Below are 22903 nucleotides of genomic sequence, written 5' to 3'. Positions count from 1 at the left end.
AACTGTCATGTTGCCCGGCGTTACGCATAAACTATTAACGAGTACATTCATGAGTGAAATGATTTACGGCATCCACGCGGTGCAGGCTCTGCTGGAACGTGCGCCTGAGCGCTTCCAGGACGTCTTTATTCTCAAAGGTCGTGAAGATAAACGCCTGCTGCCGTTGATCCATGCCCTGGAAGCGCAGGGCGTTGTCATTCAGCTGGCTAACCGCCAGTTCCTGGATGAGAAAAGCGAGGGTGCGGTACATCAGGGGATTATTGCGCGCGTGAAGCCGGGTCGTCAGTATCAGGAGAACGATCTGCCGGATCTGATTGCCGCGCTCGATCAGCCGTTCTTTTTGATCCTTGATGGTGTCACCGATCCGCATAACCTGGGCGCATGCCTGCGTAGCGCGGATGCTGCTGGTGTACATGCGGTTATCGTACCGAAAGATCGCTCCGCACAGTTGAATGCGACGGCGAAAAAAGTGGCCTGTGGCGCGGCTGAAAGCGTACCGCTTATCCGCGTAACTAACCTGGCGCGCACGATGCGTATGCTGCAGGAAGAGAATATCTGGATTGTGGGCACCGCTGGTGAAGCCGACCATACTCTCTATCAGAGCAAAATGACCGGACGTATGGCGCTGGTCATGGGGGCTGAAGGCGAAGGTATGCGTCGTCTGACTCGTGAGCATTGTGACGAACTGATCAGTATCCCGATGGCTGGAAGCGTTTCGTCGCTAAACGTTTCAGTCGCGACCGGCATCTGCCTGTTTGAGGCCGTTCGCCAGCGCGGCTAATTCATTCTCTATGTCTCTTAAGCCATCCCTCGGGATGGCTTTTTTGTGACCTGAATCCCAGGCACTCTCTTGTCTGGCTGGCCATACTTAATGGCGCAGCCGTTGAAGGAGGGAGACACAATGTACTGGCAAACGCATACCGTTTTTAACCAACCTGTACCGCTCAATAACAGTAACTTATACCTGTCTGATGGCGCCCTGTGTGAAGCGGTTATCCGCGAAGGGGCGGGCTGGGATAGCGATCTGTTGGCGAGTATTGGCCAGCAGTTAGGCACCGCGGAATCGCTTGAACTGGGTCGCCTGGCGAATGCTTTTCCACCTGAACTTTTGCGTTACGACCCGCAGGGGCAGCGACTGGACGATGTGCGTTTCCATCCTGCCTGGCATTTGCTGATGCAGGGACTGTGCGCCAACCGCGTGCATAACCTTGCTTGGGAAGACGAAGCGCGGCAGGGAACATTTGTTGCCCGTGCGGCGCGTTTCATGCTGCATGCGCAGGTGGAGGCAGGCACTTTGTGTCCGGTGACCATGACCTTTGCCGCCACGCCGTTGTTACTGCAGATGCTACCTTCACAATTTCACGACTGGTTTACGCCGTTGCTAAGCGACCGTTATGACTCGCATTTACTGCCGGGTGGGCAAAAGCGTGGGCTGCTGATTGGCATGGGAATGACCGAGAAACAGGGGGGTTCAGATGTGCTGAGCAATACCACCCAGGCGGAACGCCTCGCAGACGGCTCGTATCGGTTGGTGGGACATAAGTGGTTTTTCTCCGTGCCGCAAAGTGATGCTCATTTGGTGCTGGCACAGGCAAAAGGAGGATTATCCTGCTTTTTTGTACCGCGATTTTTACCCGATGGACGGCGTAATGCCATCCGTCTGGAACGCCTGAAAGATAAGTTAGGCAATCGCTCCAATGCCAGCTGTGAGGTTGAGTTCCAGGATGCCATTGGCTGGTTGCTGGGCGAAGAAGGTGAAGGTATACGCCATATCCTGAAAATGGGCGGTATGACGCGTTTTGACTGCGCGCTCGGCAGCCATAGCATGATGCGACGTGCCTTTTCCGTGGCGATTTATCATGCGCACCAACGACAGGTATTTGGCAAGCCATTGATTGAACAGCCGATGATGCGCCAGGTCTTAAGCCGAATGGCGCTCCAGTTGGAAGGCCAGACCGCGTTACTGTTTCGGCTGGCACGGGCCTGGGACCGCCGCGCTGATGCCAAAGAAGCGCTGTGGGCTCGGTTGTTTACGCCAGCGGCGAAATATTCTGTCTGCAAAAGCGGGATGCCGTTTGTCGCTGAGGCGATGGAAGTATTGGGTGGAGCTGGCTATTGCGAGGAGAGTGAGTTGCCGCGTCTGTACCGTGAGATGCCGGTAAACAGTATCTGGGAAGGCTCCGGCAACATTATGTGCCTTGATGTATTGCGGGTGCTGACAAAACAACCCGGTATTTACGATATGCTCAGCGAAGCCTTTGCCGAGGTCAAAGGACAGGATCGTCATTACGATCGGATGGTTCGTCAGTTGCAGCAACACCTGCGTAAACCCAGTGAAGAATTGGGCCGGGAGATTACGCAGCAGCTTTTCCTGCTCGGTTGCGGGGCGCAAATGTTGCGTTATGCCTCTCCGCCAGTGGCGCAGGCCTGGTGTCAGATGATGTTGGATACGCGTGGTGGACGACGAGTGTCTGAACAGGTACAGAACGATCTGTTGCTACGGGCAACGGGAGGAGTAGGGTAATAATATGCCTGATGGCGACGCTGGCGCGTCTTATCATGATGCCTACGTTAACGTAGGCCGGATAAGTTTACGCCATCCGGCATTCTGTTACGCATAGAGTATGGCCTGGACGCGCCAGTTATCGGGGTGCTGATCTTCATACATTTGAATGATCCGATACCATGAGGCGCCTTGTTCATCCGCTTTTAACGCCACGACACGTTCTACATCCTGCGGATTTCCTGCAATGTTACTGACGGATATCAGCCCTATTTCGTTCAGGCCGGTAACACAGTCAGCACTGGCGAACTCGGCAGACTGCGCCGTAGTACCTACCAGTCCGGTAGAAAGCAGCAGTGAGGATAAGGCTAGTGATTGTTTCATCGTCAGCTCCATTATTCGTACCCCTACACACGGCAGGGCATTCCATCGCGATAATAAACCTCAAGCTTCCTGCTGTTGGTTTATTGTGCACAGGTAAACGCATAGGGGCGCAAAGCAATGTAAAGCTGACTAAATTTCAAGCCAATGTTATTTACGATACAAAATCGCTTGTGAATACCATTGGCCTGTCACAATGGTCTCATCGACTAATAAGACCACATAATAATCAGCTTTTGCCGCGACGGCTTTGTCGCGGATTTCAGCCAGCGCATCATCCGGTGAGCCTCTTACCAGTGCGCTGACCGTCCCTATTCGCTGTAACCCATTACTCTGGTTACGGCGGATCTCCTGCGGGTGGTCGGCAACGGGCGGTGCGGGTTGCGGCGTTCCCTGTAGCACGCTACAGGCGCTTAAAAATAAAACCAACAACAAAGAGGCAAACCGACGCATAACTCTATCTCGTTTCCTGATAGCCATAGTGTAGTGCCTTATTAATTTCGCTTTAGGGGAATGTTCCCGAATTGTTATCTCTCACGCGATTTTCGAATGAAAATGTTGCGAAAGCGTAACCCAGTTCTCAACATTATGAATCATTGTCGAACACATTCGCTTGCGTTAAGTATTGCTGCATGGCATACCAGAAAGAAAGAGGCGACAAATGATCGAAATTGAAACACGACAGTTGGCGGGTATCCCTGTTCTGCACGCCGTTCCGGCTGGCAAACGCGACTGTTCACTCCCCTGTATTATTTTTTATCACGGATTTACATCTTCCAGCCTGGTCTACAGCTATTTTGCCGTTGCTCTGGCTCAGACCGGATTCCGGGTAGTGATGCCAGATGCGCCAGACCATGGTGCCCGCTTCAAGGGTGACGCACAGGGGCGGATATACCGCTTTTGGCACATATTGCAGCAAAACATGCAGGAGTTTTCGACGTTACGTGCGGCGCTGGTAGCAGAAAATTGGTTGTCAGATGAACGGCTTGCCGTAGGCGGGGCGTCAATGGGGGGAATGACGGCCCTGGGCATTATGGCCCGCTATCCCGAGGTTAAATGTGTAGCCAGCCTGATGGGTTCGGGCTACTTTACCCGGCTTGCGCAGACGCTTTTTCCGCCTTTATTGGTCCAGACACCAATACAGCAGGCTGAGTTTGATGCCCTCATCGCGCCGCTGGCCGAATGGGAAGTGACGCACCAGTTGCCACGCCTGGCCGACAGGCCGTTGCTGCTATGGCACGGGCAGGAAGATGATGTGGTACCGGCCGTTGAAACCTTCCGCTTACAGCAGGCGCTGATTCAGGCCGGTCTGGACAATAATTTGACCTGCCTGTGGGAAGCAGGCGTACGCCACCGCATTACGCCAGAAGCGCTGGCTGCGACGGTGACGTTTTTCCGCCAGCACCTTTAAACGCGCATAATGCTCACGCCCTGAGCTTCGAGCTGTTGCAGGATCTCAGGGTTCGCATTTTTGCCGGTAATCAGCATATCGATTTGATCGGCGCGGCTGAACAGCATCCCCGCGCGTTCACCGACCTTACTGCTATCGACCAACACCACCAGTTTGCCCACCACGTTAAGCATCTTCTGCTCCGCCATCGCGGTCAGCATATCGGTTTTATACAGTCCATCTGCGGTCAACCCTTTGCCGCTGGTGAACATCCAGTGCCCGGCATACAGGCTATTTTCACTACCTTGCGGGCTAAGCGTGATGGATTGGCTTTTGTTGTATTGCCCTCCCATGATGATCACGCTCTCATGCTCCTGGTCGATCAAATAGTTCGCCAGCGGCAGATAATTAGTGATGATCTGCACTGGCTTGCCGCACATTTCACGTCCGAGCAGGAAGGCGGTCGAGCCGCAGTTGATCACCACGCTTTCACCCGCATTCACCAGTTGGGATGCGGCCTTGGCAATACGAACTTTTTCATCGTGGTTCTGTGCCTGGTGCAGATTCATTGGCGTCCAGCGCGGGCGCTGCTGAGTGATGGCTTCTGCGCCGTTGCGAACTTTCTTGAGTTTGCCGCTTTCGTCGAGTTTGTTGATATCCCGGCGGGCTGTGGCGGGTGAAATACCCAGGCGCTCAATTACGTTCTCAACGGTAACAAAGCCCAACTGCGCCAGCATATCCAGCAATATTTGATGTCTTTGTGCTTCAGTCATGAGCTATTCCGATACAAATTGATTTGAAAAGATGATATTTGAAATAGCCTGGAAATACTAAAGTAAATGGGAAAAAATGCCGGGTTAGGCCCGGCATTTGGTGTGGATCACAAGAAGGATTTAAACGGTAGATCCGGTTCAATCGTGAAACAATCATCAAAGCCGCGTGGATAGTGGTATTCAAAGTTATCTTTATCCAGCGGCCAGGTGAATTTGCCACCGACCTGCCAGATAAATGGCTTAAAGCCATACTTCAGACGATCTTTTTTCATCTCCCACAATACGCGAATCTCCTGAGGGTCGGCCTGGAAATTTGACCAGATGTCATGATGGAAGGGGATGACGACTTTTGTATTCAACGCTTCCGCCATACGCAGCATGTCGGAGCTGGTCATCTTGTCGGTAATGCCACGCGGGTTTTCGCCATAGGATCCGAGCGCGACGTCGATCTGATGCTCGTTGCCGTGTTTTGCATAATAGTTGGAGTAGTGGGAGTCGCCGCTGTGATACAGCGTGCCGCCTGGCGTTTTGAACAGATAGTTAACGGCGCGCGCGTCCATGCCGTCCGGCAGCACGCCCGCCGCTTTCTGATCGGCGGGGAGAGTGATCAACGCGGTACGATCAAACGCATCAAGCGCGTGAATTTCAATATCTTTCACTTTAACCACATCGCCAGGTTTTACCACGATGCAGCGATCTTTCGGCACGCCCCAGCCGACCCACAGATCCACACAGGTTTGTGGCCCAATAAACGGCACGTCGTCCGCGCAGTTCTGCATGACCGCAGCCGCGACATTGACGTCGATGTGATCGTTATGATCGTGCGTAGCCAGCACCGCATCGATCTGACGAATGGCAAACGGATCAAGCACAAACGGCGTGGTACGCAGGTTTGGCTGCAGTTTCTTCACGCCCGCCATGCGTTGCATCTGGTGACCGGTTTTCATCAGCGGATTACCGTGACTTTGCTTACCTGTTCCGCACCAGAAATCGACGCAGACGTTAGTCCCGCCTTCTGACTTTAGCCAAATTCCGGTACAGCCAAGCCACCACATAGCAAAGGTGCCAGGTGCGACCTGTTCCTGTTCGATCTCTTCATTCAGCCAGCTTCCCCACTCCGGGAATGTGCTCAGAATCCATGATTCGCGCGTGATGCTTTTTACTTTACTCATCGCATTTACCTTCATGTTGGTTCAAATTAAATCAAATTATGATTTGTTTTGATTGATACTGACATCAATTTATCAAGAAGGCAATGCGTGGATTTTTCTGATTCCGTCGTAAAGCGTCTATAACTCACAACGTAACGGGATGCTTTGCAGGAATCTATTTCTGTATTTTATTGTTTTTATAAGTTTTATTTTTTTCTCTATGAATGCTCAATAAAACCCTGTCTCGGGTAAGAGATTTATTTGCGTACTCCATCACATTTAATCAAATTCAATCTTGTTGTGATTACTTTTGAAAATTAGAGTGGGGACACAACATCCTGAGCATCTGTAATGAATGTTCAGCAACTTCGTCTACTGGAGATCGTTATGGAGATCCTCTACAACATCTTTACCGTCTTTTTTAATCAGGTCATGACCAACGCGCCGTTGCTGTTGGGTATTGTGACCTGCCTCGGCTACATCCTGTTGCGCAAAAGCGTCAGCGTTATTATCAAAGGCACGATCAAAACGATTATCGGTTTTATGCTGCTGCAGGCGGGATCGGGCATTCTGACCAGCACGTTTAAACCGGTAGTGGCGAAGATGTCCGAGGTTTACGGTATCAATGGTGCGATTTCCGATACCTATGCCTCCATGATGGCAACCATCGAACGAATGGGGGATGCCTACAGTTGGGTAGGGTACGCCGTATTGTTGGCGCTGGCGCTGAACATTTGTTACGTACTGCTACGGCGTATTACCGGCATTCGCACCATCATGCTCACCGGGCACATCATGTTCCAGCAGGCGGGCTTGATTGCGGTCTCTTTTTATATATTCGGCTATTCCATGTGGACAACCATTATCTGCACGGCGGTGCTGGTGTCGCTCTACTGGGGGATTACCTCCAATATGATGTACAAGCCGACGCAGGAAGTGACCGACGGCTGCGGTTTTTCCATCGGCCACCAGCAGCAGTTCGCTTCATGGATTGCCTACAAGGTCGCGCCTTATCTGGGTAAAAAAGAGGAGAGCGTAGAAGATCTCAAACTGCCTGGCTGGCTGAATATCTTCCATGACAACATCGTTTCGACCGCGATTGTCATGACCATTTTCTTCGGGGCGATCCTGCTCTCTTTCGGCATTGATGTGGTTCAGGCGATGGCAGGGAAAACGCACTGGACGGTGTACATCCTGCAGACCGGTTTTTCGTTTGCCGTCGCGATCTTCATCATCACCCAGGGCGTACGTATGTTCGTCGCCGAACTTTCAGAAGCGTTCAACGGTATCTCGCAGCGTCTGATTCCCGGTGCGGTATTGGCGATTGACTGTGCGGCGATATACAGCTTTGCTCCCAACGCGGTGGTGTGGGGCTTCATGTGGGGCACCATCGGCCAACTGATTGCGGTCGGCATCCTCGTGGGCTGCGGCTCTTCCATCCTGATTATTCCTGGTTTTATCCCAATGTTTTTCTCCAACGCCACCATTGGCGTGTTCGCGAACCACTTTGGCGGCTGGCGCGCGGCGCTCAAGATTTGTCTGGTGATGGGGATGATTGAAATCTTTGGCTGCGTCTGGGCGGTGAAACTCACCGGTATGAGCGCCTGGATGGGGATGGCGGACTGGTCAATTCTGGCGCCGCCGATGATGCAGGGCTTTGCCTCCATCGGCATCGTATTTATGGCCGTCATTATTCTGATTGCACTGGCTTATATGTTTTTCGCAGGACGCACGTTGCGCGCTGAGGAAGACGCAGAAAAACAACTGGCAGAACACTCTGCTTAATAAGGAGTTCCGATTATGACCGTACGTATTCTGGCTGTGTGTGGCAATGGGCAGGGCAGTTCCATGATCATGAAGATGAAAGTGGACCAGTTTTTAATCCAGTCAAATATTGACCATACGGTGAACAGCTGCGCAGTGGGTGAGTACAAAAGTGAACTGAACGGCGCGGATATCATCATCGCCTCTACCCATATTGCCGGTGAAATTACCGTAACTGGCAATAAATATGTTGTTGGCGTACGCAACATGCTGTCGCCCGCCGATTTTGGACCAAAACTGCTGGAAGTGATCAAAGCGCATTTCCCTCAGGACGTGAAGTAAGGACACGGCATATGAAATTACGTGATTCGCTGGCAGATAATAACGCCATCCTTCTACAGGCTGAGGCCAACACCTGGCAGGAAGCGGTAAAGCTGGGCGTCGATTTGCTGGTTAAGGCTGACGTGGTTGAACCGCGCTACTACCAGGCCATTCTTGATGGGGTAGAACAGTTCGGTCCGTACTTTGTGATTGCCCCAGGACTGGCGATGCCGCACGGTCGCCCGGAAGAAGGCGTGAAGAAGACCGGCTTTGCGCTGGTGACGCTGAAAACCCCGCTGGTGTTTAACCACGAAGATAACGACCCGGTAGACATTTTGATCACGATGGCGGCGGTCGACGCCAACACGCATCAGGAAGTGGGCATCATGCAGATCGTGAATCTGTTTGACGATGAAGCCAATTTCGACCGTTTACGTGCCTGCCGCACCGCGCAGGAAGTGCTGGATTTAATTGATAACGCCACTGCGGCGGCTGTTTAAAAGGATACCGAAATGTCATTACCTATGTTGCAGGTTGCGCTGGATAACCAATCAATGTCTTCTGCGTACGAAACGACGCGTCTGATCGCCGAAGAGGTCGATATTATTGAGGTGGGCACCATTCTTTGTGTTGCTGAGGGCGTACGTGCCGTACGTGACCTGAAGGCGCTCTACCCGCATAAAATTGTGCTGGCGGACGCCAAAATCGCCGATGCGGGTAAAATCCTCTCCCGCATGTGTTTCGAAGCTAACGCTGATTGGGTCACTGTCATCTGCTGTGCGGATATCAATACCACCAAAGGTGCGCTCGAGGTGGCGAAAGAATTTAACGGCGACGTACAGATTGAACTGACCGGTTACTGGACCTGGGAACAGGCTCAGGAGTGGCGTGATGCGGGTATCGGGCAGGTTGTATATCATCGCAGTCGTGATGCGCAGGCCGCAGGTGTGGCGTGGGGAGAAGCGGATATCAGTGCCATCAAACGCCTGTCTGATATGGGCTTTAAAGTCACCGTAACCGGCGGCCTGGCGTTGGAGGATCTGCCGCTGTTCCAGGGGATCCCAATTCACGTGTTTATAGCTGGTCGCAGTATTCGTGATGCCGCTTCTCCGGTTGAGGCTGCGCGTCAGTTCAAATGTTCCATCGCCCAGTTGTGGGGCTAAGGAGCGACTATGTTGTCGAAACAGGTCCCGCTCGGTATTTATGAAAAAGCGCTCCCCGGAGGGGAGTGCTGGCTGGATCGCTTGCGGCTGGCGAAAGAGTTAGGTTTTGACTTTGTCGAAATGTCGGTTGATGAAACCGACGCCCGCCTTGCGCGCCTTGACTGGGGCCGCGAGCAGCGTCTGGCGCTGGTGGCCGCCATCGCCGAAACGGGAGTACGCATCCCTTCTATGTGCCTGAGCGCTCACCGCCGTTTCCCGCTGGGGAGCGAAGATGATGCGGTGCGCGATCAGGGACTGGCGATCATGCGGAAAGCCATTCAGTTTGCGCAGGATATTGGTATTCGCGTGATTCAACTGGCGGGTTATGACGTCTATTACCAGCAGGCCAATAACGAAACGCGTCGTCGGTTTCGCGATGGGCTGAAAGAAAGCATAGAGATGGCGAGCCGTGCACAGGTGACGCTGGCGATGGAAATCATGGATTATCCACTGATGAATTCGATCAGTAAGGCGTTGGGTTATGCCCACTATCTCAACAATCCGTGGTTCCAGCTGTATCCCGATATTGGCAATTTGTCGGCGTGGGATAACGACGTGCAGATGGAATTGCAGGCGGGAATGGGCCATATCGTTGCCGTACACGTGAAAGATACCAAACCCGGCGTATTCAAAAATGTGCCGTTTGGTGAAGGGATTGTCGATTTCGAACGTTGTTTTGCGACGCTCAAACAGAGTGGGTATTGCGGGCCATACCTGATTGAGATGTGGAGTGAAACGTCGGACGACCCGGCACGTGAAGTGGCGAAGGCGCGCGACTGGGTAAAAGCGCGTATGGCCAGTGCCGGTCTGGAGGAGGCGGTGTAATGCACAAACTCAAACAGCAGGTTTTTGAGGCCAATATGGATCTGCCGCGCTACGGGCTGGTGACGTTTACCTGGGGTAATGTCAGCGCCATCGACCGCGAACGCGGGCTGGTGGTGATTAAGCCCAGCGGCGTCGACTACCAAACAATGACAGTGGATGACATGGTGGTTGTGGATCTGCACGGCAACGTGGTGGAAGGACGCTATCGTCCTTCTTCCGATACCGCCACCCATCTGGCGTTGTATCGCCGCTATTCCTCTCTTGGCGGCGTGGTGCATACCCACTCAACCCACGCGACGGCATGGGCGCAGGCAGGTCTGGCAATACCCGCGCTCGGCACCACGCATGCGGATTACTTCTTTGGCGATATCCCCTGCACCCGGGCGTTAACTGAAGCGGAAGTTCAGGATGAGTATGAGCTGAATACGGGTAAAGTGATTGTTGAAACGCTGGGGGAGGTGGAACCTTTACATACGCCAGGCGTAGTGGTGTACCAACATGGCCCGTTTGCCTGGGGCAAAGACGCTCACGACGCGGTACATAACGCGGTGGTGATGGAAGAGGTGGCAAAAATGGCGTGGATTGCGCGCGGCATTAATCCGGCGCTCAGCCCCATCGACAGTTATCTGATGAATAAGCACTTCATGCGTAAGCACGGCCCAAATGCCTATTACGGGCAGAAGTAAGATAAAACGTTCCGGAGCCAACTCTTCATGGGGATGAGATCGGTCTGGCTTCGGGATTATTTTGCAAAAAAAAGCCCCCAGTGAAGGGGGCAAGTCAAACTGTGGCAATGTTCTCGTTGGTTATTTCTGGTGTTAACGATAAATATCTGCACTGGCGTGCATATTTCCGTTACTACCGGGTTCCCTGGTGAGGATCACGTGGTAGTAGGTTGCGCCTTGCGCATCGGTCTCTTCATTCAGGGCCTGAGTGGCTTCACTTTCAGTGGCGAAGTTATGATTTATGTAAATAACGCCTAAGCTCTGCACATCATCCATGTTCCTGGCCTGATGGTTATCAATTTTGATGGCAGCCGTTGCATTTGCACTGAGCAAAAGCACAGCCAGAAGGGTCAAAACACGGGCTCGCATATGTACCTCCTCGACTGCGGTCGCTGGTTGCTTCTCTCCTGTGAGTGATTAGCTTCTGATGTAATTTTAACCGCTGTCGGCGCAGTCGATAGCGACCATTTCTGATGCAGTTGTTCAAAAAATTACCGCATAGCCATCTTTTCTTTAATTAACAGTCTGCTGGTGTATACCGCTGCGGTGAAAAAATACCTGCCTTTCGCGCATAAGCTCTTACCAAATAGTCAATTTAATCGGGGGAGTACGCCGTTTATAGTGAGCCGGATAATTAATATAACTTTATGATAATAAGGCAAAAACTTATGGATACTTCATTCATGGATTTCAGCTACTTTGTGATTATGTTCATGGTCGCACTGGTGGCTGGCTTTATTAACGTGGTGTCGGGCGGCGGTGGTTTTCTCTCTATTGGCGCACTCTTAATTTCTGGTTTACCCCCGGCTAATGCGCTGGCAACCAATAAAATCCAGGCGCTGGGTAGCTCGCTGACCTCCGGAATTTACTTTTTACGCCGGGGGCACATCAACGTGCAGGAGCACAAGTATGTGTTTTTATCTGCTTTTATCGGTTCTGCGATGGGAACGACGCTTATCCAGTTCATTGAACCGGAACTGCTGAAAAAACTGCTCCCCATCCTGATTATCGCAGTCGCCATTTACTTCATTTTTGCGCCAAACCTTAGCGAACCGAAAAGAAAGCAGCAGGTATCCCTGTTTCTCTTCTCGTTGATCGGCGGGGGATGCATTGGTTTTTATGATGGATTTCTTGGCGCTGGTGCCGGCTCCTTTTATACGCTCTGCTATATCCTGTTGTGGGGATACAGCATCGATAAGGCGCAAATTCACTCGAATTTTATTAACCTTGCATCGAACATCGCCTCGATTTTGTTCTTCATTTTCGGCGGCAAAATGATCTGGTCGCTGGGACTGGTGATGTTTGCCGGGCAGTCCCTCGGCGCGCGCCTTGGCGCAACGGTGGTACTGACGCGCGGGAAGAAAGTTATCCGGCCGATGATTGTCATTGTCTCTATTTGCATCAGCGTCAAGATGCTGCTGGATATGTATTAATCGCGGCATGGTAAATAATCGTACAAGTACCTTGAGTTTACCGTCTGACCCCAGTATTATGACGCGTCATTTTTCAGCCGACCTTTAACACGTTCCTTGCCTCCATGGGCCTCGGCTGACCCAGACAGGAGGCTGAATAATCCGTAAGGAGCAATTCGATGCGTCATTACGAAATCGTTTTTATGGTCCATCCTGACCAGAGCGAACAGGTTCCGGGTATGATCGAACGCTACACTGCTGCCATCACTGGTGCAGAAGGCACGATCCACCGTCTGGAAGACTGGGGCCGCCGTCAGCTGGCTTACCCGATCAACAAACTGCACAAAGCTCACTACGTTCTGATGAACGTTGAAGCGCCGCAGGAAGTGATCGATGAGCTGGAAACTACCTTCCGCTTCAACGATGCCGTTATCCGCAGCATGGTTATGCGTACTAAACACGCTGTTACCGAAGCATCTCCGATGGTTAAAGCGAAAGACGAGCGTCGTGAACGTCGCGATGATTTCGCTAACGAAACCGCAGATGATGCTGAAGCTGGGGATTCTGAAGAGTAATTTCTGATGACCAACCGTCTGGCGTTGTCCGGCACCGTGTGCAGGGCTCCCCTTCGAAAGGTCAGTCCATCAGGAATTCCTCATTGCCAGTTCGTGCTTGAGCATCGTTCTGTGCAGGAGGAAGCCGGGTTTCACCGGCAGGCGTGGTGCCAAATGCCCGTTATTGTTAGCGGACACGAAAACCAGGCCATTACTCACAGTATAACGGTCGGTAGCGCAGTAACCGTTCAGGGGTTCATCTCTTGCCATAAGGCAAAGAACGGCCTGAGCAAAATGGTTCTGCATGCCGAGCAGATTGAATTGATAGATTCTGGAGACTAGCCATATGGCACGTTATTTCCGTCGTCGCAAGTTCTGCCGTTTCACCGCGGAAGGCGTTCAAGAGATCGACTATAAAGATATCGCTACGCTGAAAAACTACATCACCGAAAGCGGTAAGATTGTCCCAAGCCGTATCACCGGTACCCGTGCAAAATACCAGCGTCAGCTGGCTCGCGCTATCAAACGCGCTCGCTACCTGTCCCTGCTGCCGTACACTGATCGTCATCAGTAATCGGTCACGGTCCATTAATACGACTTTGAGAGGATAAGGTAATGCAAGTTATTCTGCTTGATAAAGTAGCAAACCTGGGTAGCCTGGGTGATCAGGTTAACGTTAAAGCGGGCTATGCTCGTAACTTCCTGGTACCACAGGGTAAAGCTGTTCCTGCTACCAAGAAAAACGTTGAATTTTTCGAAGCGCGTCGCGCTGAGCTGGAAGCTAAACTGGCTGACGTACTGTCCGCTGCTGAAGCTCGTGCTGAGAAAATCAACGCACTGGAAACCGTAACCATCGCGTCTAAAGCAGGCGACGAAGGTAAACTGTTCGGTTCCATCGGTACTCGCGACATCGCTGACGCTGTAACTGCAGCTGGCGTTGAAGTAGCTAAGAGCGAAGTTCGTCTGCCGAACGGCGTTCTGCGTACCACTGGCGAGCACGAAGTGAGCTTCCAGGTTCACAGCGAAGTGTTTGCTAAGCTGACTGTAAACGTAGTTGCAGAATAAGTTTTTATTCTGCTAACCGCGTAAAAGCGCCGGCCCTGTGCCGGCGTTTTGCTTTTCTGTTCCCCGCTTTTCTCTCTGGCTATTCTTTGTCCTTTTCGGGATAATCACAAAAATAAAACATTATTTCAAAGTGGTGATGGAATGGAACCAACGCACCAACCTCTGTTTGCGCGTAAAAATGTTGTCTACCTGAGCGCGGCGTTCTGCTGCTTGCTGTGGGGAAGCGCCTATCCGGCGATCAAAAGCGGATATGAAATCTTCCAGATTGCCACGGATGACATCCCCTCGAAAATTGTCTTTGCCGGCTATCGCTTTCTGTTTGCGGGATTATTGCTGCTCCTGCTGGCGATGGCGCAGCGTAAACCGATTGGCCGGTTAAGCCCGCGTCAATATGGTCAGCTCACGCTGTTGGGGCTGACGCAGACTTCGCTGCAATATATTTTCTTTTATATTGGCCTGGCGTTCACCACGGGGGTGAAAGGGTCCATCATGAACGCGACAGGCACGTTCTTCAGCGTGCTGCTGGCGCATTTTATCTATCAGAACGATAAACTCAGCTACAACAAGGCGCTGGGTTGTATCCTGGGCTTTCTCGGCGTGATGGTGGTGAACTTTAACAGCGGACTGGATTTTAGCTTCAGCCTGTTAGGGGACGGCTCGGTAGTGATGGCAGCCTTTATTCTCTCCGCCGCTACGTTATACGGCAAACGCATTTCTCAAACGGTCGACCCGACGGTAATGACGGGGTATCAGCTGGGCGGTGGCGGTCTGGCGCTGGTGATCGGCGGTTACGCTTTTGGTGGCACCCTGACCGTACACGGCGCGTCTTCGTTGGCGATTCTGGGCTACCTGACGTTGCTCTCTTCGGTGGCATTTGCCTTGTGGAGTATTTTGCTTAAACACAACCGCGTGGGAATGATTGCGCCGTTTAACTTCCTGATCCCGGTTTCAGGCGCGGTACTGTCGGCGGTTTTCCTCGGCGAAAATATTCTCGAATGGAAATATGCAGTAGCGTTGGTGCTGGTCTGTTCGGGGATCTGGTGGGTGAACAAGGTGAAACGCTAACGCTTCACCTTGCTGCCTGATGGCACTGCGCTTATCAGGTGTGCTGGCTATCGGGCGCGAATAAAACTGCCGTTAGGCTGGCGGGTAAACAGGACCTGCTGGCCATTACCCGTATCGATGGTTAACCCTGTCACTACGCCACTGGCATTCTGCCTGATCTGCACCATCTGTCCGTCTTTCAAATTGCTCAGCGGTTTTCCGGCACCTTCTACCTGCGCCATGGCGTACACATCGGTTGGCGGGAGATTATGGTCACGGAATACCTGGGCCAGCGTTTTACCCGAATCTACGCGGTAGGAACGCCACTGCTGGTCAATCCCGCTATCCGGCTGGAAAGGTTGCGTCTGTGGCTGGGATTGCTGGGCCTGCGGCTGTGCGTCTGGTTCCCCTTCCTGGATGGGTTCCGGCGCAACCGGCGCGACCTGGCCTGGGTCGTTTTGCGGGGCGACCAGTTGTGCCTGAAGCTGGGCCTCCGTCGGCGGCTGTGACTGCGACTGCAAATCCAACTGGGCAGTACGCGTGACCACTGGTGCATCGCTGGTGTCGCTGGAAGGGAGCAGGAAACCGATCACCAGCACGATGGCAGCAGCAATAATGCCGCGGCGGTGCATCGGCGGCAGCGGGTCCATAATGCGAAAATTGTCCGGTGCATGCCAGATTTTCGCCAGGGTTGGTTTTAATTCAAAGCGCCCGGGCATGGCTTTCCTCCTGCTCCGCGTCTCGTTCCTCTGTCATAGAGTATAGATCGCTAACTCTATGATACTTGTTCGGGTACCCGCTTTCGTGACATTCATGCGGACAATAGTCATTGTTTCTTTTTCCTCGCGATTTGTCATCAGTTCCCGAGACAAAGTTTTACCGGATGCGGCATGGCTGATATGCTGCCCGCTACTTTACATCCGATGAAAGGAAATATGATGGCTACCCCGACTTTTGACACTATCGAAGCGCAAGCAAGCTACGGCATTGGTTTGCAGGTAGGACAGCAGCTGAGCGAATCCGGTCTGGAAGGGCTGTTGCCTGAAGCGCTGGTAGCGGGTATCGCTGACGCGCTGGAAGGCAAGCATCCGGCAGTGCCTGTTGATGTTGTGCATCGCGCACTGCGTGAAATCCACGAACGTGCTGATGCCGTTCGTCGCGAGCGTTTCCAGGCGATGGCCGCAGATGGCGTTAAATATCTGGAAGAAAACCGTGAGAAAGAGGGTGTGAACAGCACTGAATCCGGTTTGCAGTTCCGTGTTCTGACTCAGGGCGAAGGCGCTATCCCGGCACGCACCGACCGCGTTCGCGTGCACTACACTGGTAAACTGATCGACGGTACCGTGTTTGACAGCTCTGTCGCACGTGGCGAACCGGCTGAATTCCCGGTTAACGGCGTCATCCCAGGCTGGATTGAAGCGCTGACTCTGATGCCGGTGGGTTCCAAATGGGAACTGACTATTCCTCAGGAACTGGCTTACGGCGAGCGTGGCGCTGGCGCGTCCATTCCTCCGTTCAGCACGCTGGTATTCGACGTTGAACTGCTTGAGATTCTGTAAGCAGTGACTTCTGTTCCCCCCGAGGCCGGGGGGAGCAAAGAAATAGCGTGAAAAGCTATAGTTACGCTGTTGTCGATATTTTATATTGCAAATGCTTCACCAGCGTGTATTTTTGTGAGCTGATTCGCGCTATCAGAGTGATATGACACTCACTTTAAACATTAAATTAACATTATATCTAAATCTTAGTATTCATCCCGCCAATTCTTACCTAATATCGATGAGTCCTGATAACAGGATCGTCGTATCATAGACACATTAAAGGCCGTAGAGCCTGAACAACACAGACAGGTACAGGAAGAAAAAACATGGTAGATCAGGTAAAAGTCGAAGCTGCAGAAGAGGCTTCGTCTGAACAGTCGCTACGGCGCAATCTCACAAACCGTCATATTCAACTTATTGCCATTGGCGGCGCTATCGGTACCGGCCTGTTTATGGGTTCCGGTAAAACCATTAGTCTCGCCGGACCGTCGATCATCTTTGTGTATATGATCATCGGTTTTATGCTGTTTTTCGTGATGCGCGCAATGGGAGAGTTGCTGCTCTCGAATCTGGAGTACAAATCCTTTAGTGATTTTGCCTCCGACCTGCTCGGGCCATGGGCCGGATATTTTACCGGTTGGACTTACTGGTTCTGCTGGGTTGTTACCGGGATGGCAGACGTTGTCGCCATTACCGCGTATGCGCAATTCTGGTTCCCCGAACTCTCAGACTGGGTCGCCTCGCTGGCGGTGATCGTGCTACTGCTGAGCCTTAACCTCGCCACGGTAAAAATGTTCGGTGAGATGGAGTTCTGGTTCGCGATGATCAAAATTGTTGCCATTATCGGTCTGATTGCCGTTGGCCTGGTGATGGTACTGACGCACTTTCAGTCGCCAACTGGCGTTCAGGCATCGTTCACGCATCTGTGGAATGACGGTGGCTGGTTCCCGAAAGGGCTGAGCGGCTTCTTTGCCGGCTTCCAGATTGCGGTGTTCGCGTTTGTGGGCATTGAGCTGGTGGGGACAACCGCTGCGGAAACCAAAGATCCGGAGAAATCTCTGCCGCGCGCCATTAACTCGATCCCGATCCGTATCATCATGTTCTACGTTTTCGCGTTGATTGTGATTATGTCCGTCACGCCGTGGAGCTCGGTGGTGCCATCCAAGAGCCCATTCGTTGAACTGTTTGTCCTGGTCGGTCTGCCCGCGGCGGCGAGCCTGATCAACTTTGTGGTGCTAACTTCTGCGGCCTCTTCTGCAAACAGCGGCGTGTTCTCTACCAGCCGTATGCTGTTTGGTCTGGCTCAGGAAGGCGTGGCGCCTAAAGCGTTTGCCAAGCTGTCTAAACGCGCGGTTCCGGCGAAAGGTTTAACCTTCTCCTGCATCTGCCTGTTGGGCGGCGTGGTGATGCTGTATGTGAATCCGAGCGTGATTGGCGCGTTCACCATGATCACCACCGTGTCGGCGATTCTGTTCATGTTCGTATGGACCATCATTCTTTGCTCGTACCTGGTGTACCGCAAGCAGCGTCCGCACCTGCATGAAAAATCAATCTACAAGATGCCGCTCGGTAAGCTGATGTGCTGGGTGTGTATGGCGTTCTTTGTTTTCGTACTGGTACTGCTGACGCTGGAAGAGGATACTCGCCAGGCGCTGATCGTGACGCCGCTGTGGTTCATCGCGCTGGGTCTGGGCTGGTTGTTTATCGGTAAGAAACGTATGGCAGGCGTGCGTTAAGCGTAGCCATATCGGACACAAAAAAGGCCACATAAGCAGTGGCCGAATTCGGACTTCAGGAAGGCGCTCTCGGGCGCCTTTTTTTATTCACCTGCGAGGGCACGCGGGAACAACACATTATTTTCCAGACTGATATGTTCCATCAGGTCATCGATCATCTCGTTAATGCCGTTATACATGGCTTTCCAGGTAGTGCAGGCTTCTGGCGGCGGCGTCACATTATGGGTGATGTGTTTGATCACTTCGACCAGTTCACCGGCATCGTCATGCTCGCTTTCCATCACGCTGATTGGTCCCATTGCCTGGCTACCCATGCCCTGTTTAATCATCGGGAACAGGATCTGCTCTTCCTTCATCATGTGGCTGGACAGCTCTTCATGCAGCATGCTCAGGTTCTTCGCCAGACCGCGCGGTACGTTCGGTTTGTCTGCGTGAACGCGTTCAACTTTCGTGGCCTGCAGGATCAGTTCCGGCAACTGTTCGCGATGTCTGTCGTGATAACGCACAATGATATGGTCGATGATTTCAGCCAGCGCCACGGTACGCCAGTCTTTCTCCAACGGCTGTTCAGCCAGCTGCGCGAGCTGTGCCTCAATAACGTCTAAATCCAGCTCTTTACGCGCGGCAGCGCGTGCCAGCGTTTGCTTACCACCGCAGCAGTAATCCATATCGTATTTACGAAACAGGGCCGAAGCGCGAGGAATAGAGAGCGCCAGTTCACCTAAAGGTTGATCGCGATAAGACATTGCCGTTACCTCATTCTCAATAATATAAGATGCATTTTAAATGCATCTTATAGGGAAGGCTATAACCCTTTCGGGGTGGGGTGTTTTGTGATGAGCGTCACAAAAATTTCTTATTTCGTTAAGGTGCTGAATCTTATTGGAAAGGAGAGATACGGCGAAAAAAGCTGCGCCAGAGAATTAAATAAGCGCACGCCGCTGCCGATAGTTAGACCTCAGACAATACCTGCATAATAAAAGGCAACAGATGTTCAAACGAATTAAAGTGATAACCTTACTTATCACCGTGCTACTCGCGCTGGGCGCGATGCAGCTCATCTCCGCAGGCGTCTTTATTGGCGCACTCAATAACGATAAACAGAACTTTAATGTCTCTCAGCTTTCCAGTCAGAACGTGGCTGAATTTACCGATGCGTGGATTAGCCTGAACCAGGCTCGCGTCACGCTCAACCGGGGTATGCTGCGTTTACAGGGAACGATGGCCAGCGAGATCAACGGCGGTCAGTTGAAAGAGTTGGTGAATACGGCGAATCGTCTGCTGGCCGAGTCGAAAGAGCATTACGATAAATACTACGCCCTGCCAGAAACGCCGGGGCTGGATGAGCGTCTGGCCGATCGACTGGAAGAACAGTACGGCATCTATTCTGCGACGCTGGCTAAAATGAACGCGTTGCTGGCTGAAGGTAAGCTGGAAGAGATGTTCAAGCAGAATGCTGAGCAAAAGCAGACGGCCATGCAGGAAGTGTATCGGGAATGGCGTGCCGCGCAAACGGCGCTGGCCACGGCCGGCGTGCAGGACAATGAGAGTGATTACCGCAAGATAATCTGGCTGTTGTCTGCCGTGATGTTGACTGTCGTCACTGTGATTGTCGCCAGTTGGCTGGCGATGCAGCGCGTGTTGCTCAAGCCGCTCCACGAAGTAATGGGACATATTCGCCACATCGCTGCGGGTGACCTGACGCATAGCATCAACGCCGATGGCAGCAATGAAATGGCGCTGCTGGCAAGTAATGTGCGTGACATGCAACAGGCGCTGGCGAATACGGTCAGCGTGGTGCGTGACGGGGCTGACACTATCTACACCGGCGCGGGTGAAATTGCCGCAGGCAGTAACGATCTCTCCTCACGTACCGAGCAGCAAGCCGCCTCTCTGGAAGAGACCGCTGCCAGCATGGAACAACTCACCGCCACCGTGAAGCAGAACGCAGATAACGCGCGTCAGGCGACCAGTCTGGCAAAAAATGCCTCACAGACGGCGTTGAAAGGTGGAACCGTGGTTGATGGCGTAGTGCGTACTATGGACGAAATCGCCACCAGTTCCAGCAAAATCGCGCAAATTACCACTGTTATCGACGGTATTGCCTTCCAGACCAATATTCTGGCGCTGAACGCGGCGGTAGAAGCGGCGCGTGCGGGCGAACAGGGACGTGGTTTTGCCGTGGTCGCTGGCGAAGTTCGTACTCTGGCGCAGCGTAGTGCTCAGGCGGCAAAAGAGATTAAGGCGCTGATTGATGACTCGGGTAATCGGGTCAACGCCGGTACGGCGCTGGTGCATGAAGCAGGCGAAACGATGGCGGAGATTGTCAGCGCCGTGACCCGCGTGACCGACATTATGGGCGAAATTGCCTCTGCTTCTGATGAACAGAGCCGGGGTATCGATCAGGTAGGCCAGGCCGTTGCCGAGATGGATCGCGTGACGCAGCAAAATGCTTCGCTGGTGGAGGAGTCCGCTTCCGCTGCCGCCGCGCTTGAAGAGCAGGCAGCACGACTGAACCAGACCGTGGCGGTATTTAAAGTGTCGCGCCGGATGGCGGCGTAAACGCCTTATCCGGCCTACATGAGATCGTACAGTCCTTGTAGGCCGGATAAGCGCAGCGCCATTAGGCATCCCCTGAAACCGGCACTACCACCGGTTTCTGCGGTTTTGACCGCACCGCAATTACCACGCCTGTTACCAGTAGCGCAATACCGCTTAGCGTCAGCAGCGGCGGAAAATCCTGGCGCAGCATAAAGGTATACAGCAGGCCAGCCAGCGTTTCGAAGACAATCAGCGGGCCGAGGATCACCGTCGGTAACTTCTGGCTGGCGACGTTCCAGCACAGCGCGCCCACCCACGAACACAATACCGCAATGGCTATCATCAGGCCGATAAACACATCCGGACGCGGGCCGAAGGGCAGGGCGAAACCTGGCGTTTGCCCATGCAGCCACAGACACGCTGCAACATACCCCAGCAGAGAAACGGGCAGCGTCACCAGCGCCTGAGCCGTCGCCCACATCATCGGATGCTTATCTGGATTCTCGCGCAGCCAGCGGGCATTACGCAGTGCATACCACGCCCAGCACACCACTGAGACAAGCGCCAACACGATACCGGAGCCATAACGCCAGCCGCTAAAATCGGGTAATCCCTGGTTCAGCTCCGAGATATTCACGCACAGCAGGCCAATAGCAATCAATATCAGCGCAGGTGACAGACGCCACCAGGATAATTTACCGTCACGCTGGCTATAGAGCAGGTTGGCGAAGACCGGGATCACCACCGGTAATGTACCAATAATCATCGTTGATACCGGCGCGCCGGTACGCTGGATGGCGCTGGCCAGGCAAACGTAATAAATCAGGTTACCCATCATTGTTAGCGCCAGCGCCGTTATCCAGTCTTTACGCGCCAACTGGCGCAGGCGCACACGCCCCAGCCAGGCGATCGGCACGGCGATCAGCCCCAGCGCCAGATATCGCCCCATCGACTGCAATACCGCCGGGTATTCCGGTACGATCAGCGGCCCGACAAAAATTAATCCCCACATCAGCCCGGCCAGCAGGGCATACAGCACGCCGCTAATCATTGTTAACATCCACATCATTAAACATTGCGTTGAGTGTAGGCAGGGAGAGTGCAGCCGTATTGTATGAGATTGCGCATTAGCGCGAATAAACCTGCTTCTGATAACGTACCGGCGTAATGCCGTAACGATGAGTAAATGCGCGGGTGAGATGCGACTGGTCGGTCAAACCGGTTGCGGCGGCGACCTCTGCGGCGGGCATTCCGTGAGTGAGAAAACCTTTGGCTCGCCACAGGCGAATGGCCATCAGCATTTGGTGCGGCGTAACGTGGAAATGAGATTTAAACTGGCGTTGAAAATGCCAGGGACTCAGTGAGGCAACCCGCGCCAGTTCGTCGAGCGTTATCGGGTGCATGTAATTATCATGCAGATACTCGCGTACCCGTTCAAAGCGATGCGTCCCTTCTGCGGATGTTGGCGCATGGCGGGCCAGCGGCTGGAACGTATCGATCAGATCGAGCAATAACCCTTTTTGCGCCAGCGCATCCTCTGTGTTCCACAGGCCGTGGATCAGCGAGCAGATCTGCCGCGAGCGCAGCGGATCGTGACGCGTTACGTCATGAAACCACCAGTGGCGGATCCCGGTGACCTCTTCCAGAAGATCGGGCTCAAGGTAGATCATCCGATAGCGCCAGCCGTCGGCGGTTTCGGCTTCGCCGGTATGCAACTCATCGGGATTCATGGTGACGACAGAATGGGCGGGCGCGACGTACTGCGTACCGCGATAGCGAAAACGTTCGGCTCCGGCTTCTATCGCGCCAATGCCAAACGCTTCATGGGTATGTGGTTCAAAGGCGTAACGTGAGATGTGCGCATGATACAACTCAACGCCCGGCACCTGCGCCAGATGGCGAAAGCGGGCGCTGTCTTTTTCATCAATAAACTGCTCAGGTACACCTTGCACGTTTTCTCTCCCCACGCATCATC

27 protein-coding genes are annotated in these 22903 nt (G+C 53.1%); 18 read left to right on the top strand and 9 right to left on the bottom strand.

What is annotated here, in order from left to right; all coding sequences use genetic code 11:
• The first annotated feature begins 49 nt into the window (after positions 1-49).
• Both rlmB and FDX04_RS21495 read left to right on the top strand, forming a co-directional pair.
• Positions 50-781 (top strand): 23S rRNA (guanosine(2251)-2'-O)-methyltransferase RlmB, encoded by a 732-nt coding sequence (gene rlmB / locus FDX04_RS21500; protein WP_038636534.1) that lies wholly within the window; start codon positions 50-52, stop codon positions 779-781.
• 120 nt (positions 782-901) lie between these two features.
• Positions 902-2524 (top strand): isovaleryl-CoA dehydrogenase, encoded by a 1623-nt coding sequence (locus FDX04_RS21495; RefSeq protein ID WP_137361584.1) that lies wholly within the window; start codon positions 902-904, stop codon positions 2522-2524.
• 87 nt (positions 2525-2611) lie between these two features.
• Here FDX04_RS21495 and yjfN read toward each other — a convergent pair whose 3' ends face one another.
• Positions 2612-2887: a DUF1471 family protease activator YjfN gene (gene yjfN, locus FDX04_RS21490; RefSeq protein WP_077223936.1), complete on the bottom strand. Its 276-nt coding sequence runs from the start codon at positions 2885-2887 to the stop codon at positions 2612-2614.
• Positions 2888-3034: 147 nt separating this feature from the next.
• Entirely contained in the window at positions 3035-3364 is a 330-nt protein-coding gene (gene bsmA, locus FDX04_RS21485; RefSeq protein WP_038636544.1) for a biofilm peroxide resistance protein BsmA, read from the bottom strand.
• A gap of 181 nt (positions 3365-3545) precedes the next feature.
• On the opposite strand from bsmA, the gene yjfP reads away from it, so the two are divergent.
• Complete coding sequence (gene yjfP / locus FDX04_RS21480; RefSeq protein ID WP_137361583.1) at positions 3546-4295, top strand: esterase; 750 nt, start codon at positions 3546-3548, stop codon at positions 4293-4295.
• Here yjfP and ulaR read toward each other — a convergent pair.
• Complete coding sequence (gene ulaR / locus FDX04_RS21475; RefSeq protein ID WP_042312798.1) at positions 4292-5047, bottom strand: HTH-type transcriptional regulator UlaR; 756 nt, start codon at positions 5045-5047, stop codon at positions 4292-4294. The genes yjfP and ulaR overlap by 4 nt on opposite strands.
• A 107-nt stretch (positions 5048-5154) precedes the next feature.
• Positions 5155-6219 carry an L-ascorbate 6-phosphate lactonase gene (gene ulaG, locus FDX04_RS21470; protein WP_038636551.1) on the bottom strand — a complete coding sequence of 355 codons (1065 nt, stop codon included), beginning with the start codon at positions 6217-6219 and terminating at the stop codon, positions 5155-5157.
• Positions 6220-6585: 366 nt separating this feature from the next.
• Between ulaG and ulaA the strand changes: the two genes are divergently transcribed.
• Genes ulaA through FDX04_RS21440 form a run of 6 tightly spaced genes read left to right on the top strand, consistent with a single transcriptional unit; the run spans position 6586 to position 10996 of the window.
• On the top strand, positions 6586-7983 hold the full coding sequence (ulaA, locus tag FDX04_RS21465) for a PTS ascorbate transporter subunit IIC (RefSeq protein ID WP_040232971.1): 1398 nt from the start codon (positions 6586-6588) through the stop codon (positions 7981-7983).
• Positions 7984-7998: 15 nt separating this feature from the next.
• Positions 7999-8304, top strand: coding sequence for a PTS ascorbate transporter subunit IIB (gene ulaB / locus FDX04_RS21460; RefSeq protein WP_137361582.1), 306 nt, complete (start codon positions 7999-8001; stop codon positions 8302-8304).
• 11 nt (positions 8305-8315) lie between these two features.
• Positions 8316-8783, top strand: coding sequence for a PTS ascorbate transporter subunit IIA (ulaC, locus tag FDX04_RS21455; RefSeq protein ID WP_038636563.1), 468 nt, complete (start codon positions 8316-8318; stop codon positions 8781-8783).
• Positions 8784-8795: 12 nt separating this feature from the next.
• A complete protein-coding gene (gene ulaD, locus FDX04_RS21450; RefSeq protein WP_137361581.1) occupies positions 8796-9446 on the top strand; it encodes a 3-keto-L-gulonate-6-phosphate decarboxylase UlaD in 651 nt (216 codons plus the stop codon).
• Positions 9447-9455: 9 nt separating this feature from the next.
• Positions 9456-10310, top strand: a complete 855-nt coding sequence (locus FDX04_RS21445) for an L-ribulose-5-phosphate 3-epimerase (RefSeq protein ID WP_137361580.1) — start codon at positions 9456-9458, stop codon at positions 10308-10310.
• Positions 10310-10996, top strand: a complete 687-nt coding sequence (locus tag FDX04_RS21440; protein ID WP_137361579.1) for an L-ribulose-5-phosphate 4-epimerase — start codon at positions 10310-10312, stop codon at positions 10994-10996. Before FDX04_RS21445 ends, FDX04_RS21440 begins: the two co-directional genes overlap by 1 nt.
• A gap of 132 nt (positions 10997-11128) precedes the next feature.
• On the opposite strand, the gene yjfY is transcribed toward FDX04_RS21440, so the two are convergent.
• Positions 11129-11404: a DUF1471 family protein YjfY gene (gene yjfY, locus FDX04_RS21435; protein WP_003025668.1), complete on the bottom strand. Its 276-nt coding sequence runs from the start codon at positions 11402-11404 to the stop codon at positions 11129-11131.
• Positions 11405-11703: 299 nt separating this feature from the next.
• On the opposite strand from yjfY, the gene FDX04_RS21430 reads away from it, so the two are divergent.
• The 6 genes from FDX04_RS21430 to FDX04_RS21405 all read left to right on the top strand — a co-directional run bounded on the left by FDX04_RS21430 (position 11704) and on the right by FDX04_RS21405 (position 15131).
• Positions 11704-12468 carry a TSUP family transporter gene (locus FDX04_RS21430; RefSeq protein WP_137371457.1) on the top strand — a complete coding sequence of 255 codons (765 nt, stop codon included), beginning with the start codon at positions 11704-11706 and terminating at the stop codon, positions 12466-12468.
• Between the two features lie 158 nt (positions 12469-12626).
• Complete coding sequence (gene rpsF, locus FDX04_RS21425) at positions 12627-13022, top strand: 30S ribosomal protein S6 (RefSeq protein ID WP_003025672.1); 396 nt, start codon at positions 12627-12629, stop codon at positions 13020-13022.
• 6 nt (positions 13023-13028) lie between these two features.
• Entirely contained in the window at positions 13029-13343 is a 315-nt protein-coding gene (priB, locus tag FDX04_RS21420) for a primosomal replication protein N (RefSeq protein WP_006686338.1), read from the top strand.
• Between the two features lie 4 nt (positions 13344-13347).
• Positions 13348-13575 (top strand): 30S ribosomal protein S18, encoded by a 228-nt coding sequence (gene rpsR / locus FDX04_RS21415; protein ID WP_000135199.1) that lies wholly within the window; start codon positions 13348-13350, stop codon positions 13573-13575.
• 41 nt (positions 13576-13616) lie between these two features.
• Positions 13617-14066, top strand: a complete 450-nt coding sequence (gene rplI, locus FDX04_RS21410; RefSeq protein ID WP_003025676.1) for a 50S ribosomal protein L9 — start codon at positions 13617-13619, stop codon at positions 14064-14066.
• 141 nt (positions 14067-14207) lie between these two features.
• A complete protein-coding gene (locus FDX04_RS21405) occupies positions 14208-15131 on the top strand; it encodes a DMT family transporter (protein ID WP_137350097.1) in 924 nt (307 codons plus the stop codon).
• A 47-nt stretch (positions 15132-15178) separates the two neighbouring features.
• On the opposite strand, the gene FDX04_RS21400 is transcribed toward FDX04_RS21405, so the two are convergent.
• Positions 15179-15829, bottom strand: a complete 651-nt coding sequence (locus FDX04_RS21400) for an OapA family protein (protein ID WP_137371456.1) — start codon at positions 15827-15829, stop codon at positions 15179-15181.
• 219 nt (positions 15830-16048) lie between these two features.
• Here FDX04_RS21400 and fklB point away from each other — a divergent pair, with 219 nt between their 5' ends.
• Both fklB and cycA read left to right on the top strand, forming a co-directional pair.
• Positions 16049-16669 (top strand): FKBP-type peptidyl-prolyl cis-trans isomerase, encoded by a 621-nt coding sequence (gene fklB / locus FDX04_RS21395; protein ID WP_038642968.1) that lies wholly within the window; start codon positions 16049-16051, stop codon positions 16667-16669.
• A gap of 308 nt (positions 16670-16977) precedes the next feature.
• Positions 16978-18387 (top strand): D-serine/D-alanine/glycine transporter, encoded by a 1410-nt coding sequence (gene cycA, locus FDX04_RS21390; protein WP_137371455.1) that lies wholly within the window; start codon positions 16978-16980, stop codon positions 18385-18387.
• Between the two features lie 83 nt (positions 18388-18470).
• On the opposite strand, the gene ytfE is transcribed toward cycA, so the two are convergent.
• Positions 18471-19133, bottom strand: a complete 663-nt coding sequence (gene ytfE / locus FDX04_RS21385; RefSeq protein ID WP_079225626.1) for an iron-sulfur cluster repair protein YtfE — start codon at positions 19131-19133, stop codon at positions 18471-18473.
• Between the two features lie 244 nt (positions 19134-19377).
• Here ytfE and FDX04_RS21380 point away from each other — a divergent pair, with 244 nt between their 5' ends.
• Complete coding sequence (locus tag FDX04_RS21380) at positions 19378-20949, top strand: methyl-accepting chemotaxis protein (protein WP_137371454.1); 1572 nt, start codon at positions 19378-19380, stop codon at positions 20947-20949.
• 61 nt (positions 20950-21010) lie between these two features.
• Here FDX04_RS21380 and FDX04_RS21375 read toward each other — a convergent pair whose 3' ends face one another.
• Positions 21011-21979 (bottom strand): DMT family transporter, encoded by a 969-nt coding sequence (locus tag FDX04_RS21375; RefSeq protein ID WP_137371461.1) that lies wholly within the window; start codon positions 21977-21979, stop codon positions 21011-21013.
• A 76-nt stretch (positions 21980-22055) separates the two neighbouring features.
• Positions 22056-22880 carry an AraC family transcriptional regulator gene (locus tag FDX04_RS21370; protein ID WP_137371453.1) on the bottom strand — a complete coding sequence of 275 codons (825 nt, stop codon included), beginning with the start codon at positions 22878-22880 and terminating at the stop codon, positions 22056-22058.
• Positions 22881-22903 lie beyond the last annotated feature (23 nt).

The organism is Citrobacter sp. wls615 (assembly GCF_005281355.1).
Classification (GTDB): Bacteria; Pseudomonadota; Gammaproteobacteria; order Enterobacterales; family Enterobacteriaceae; genus Citrobacter; species Citrobacter werkmanii.
Note: the sequence above shows the minus strand (reverse complement) of the source record. Positions and strands in the feature narration are given on the sequence as shown.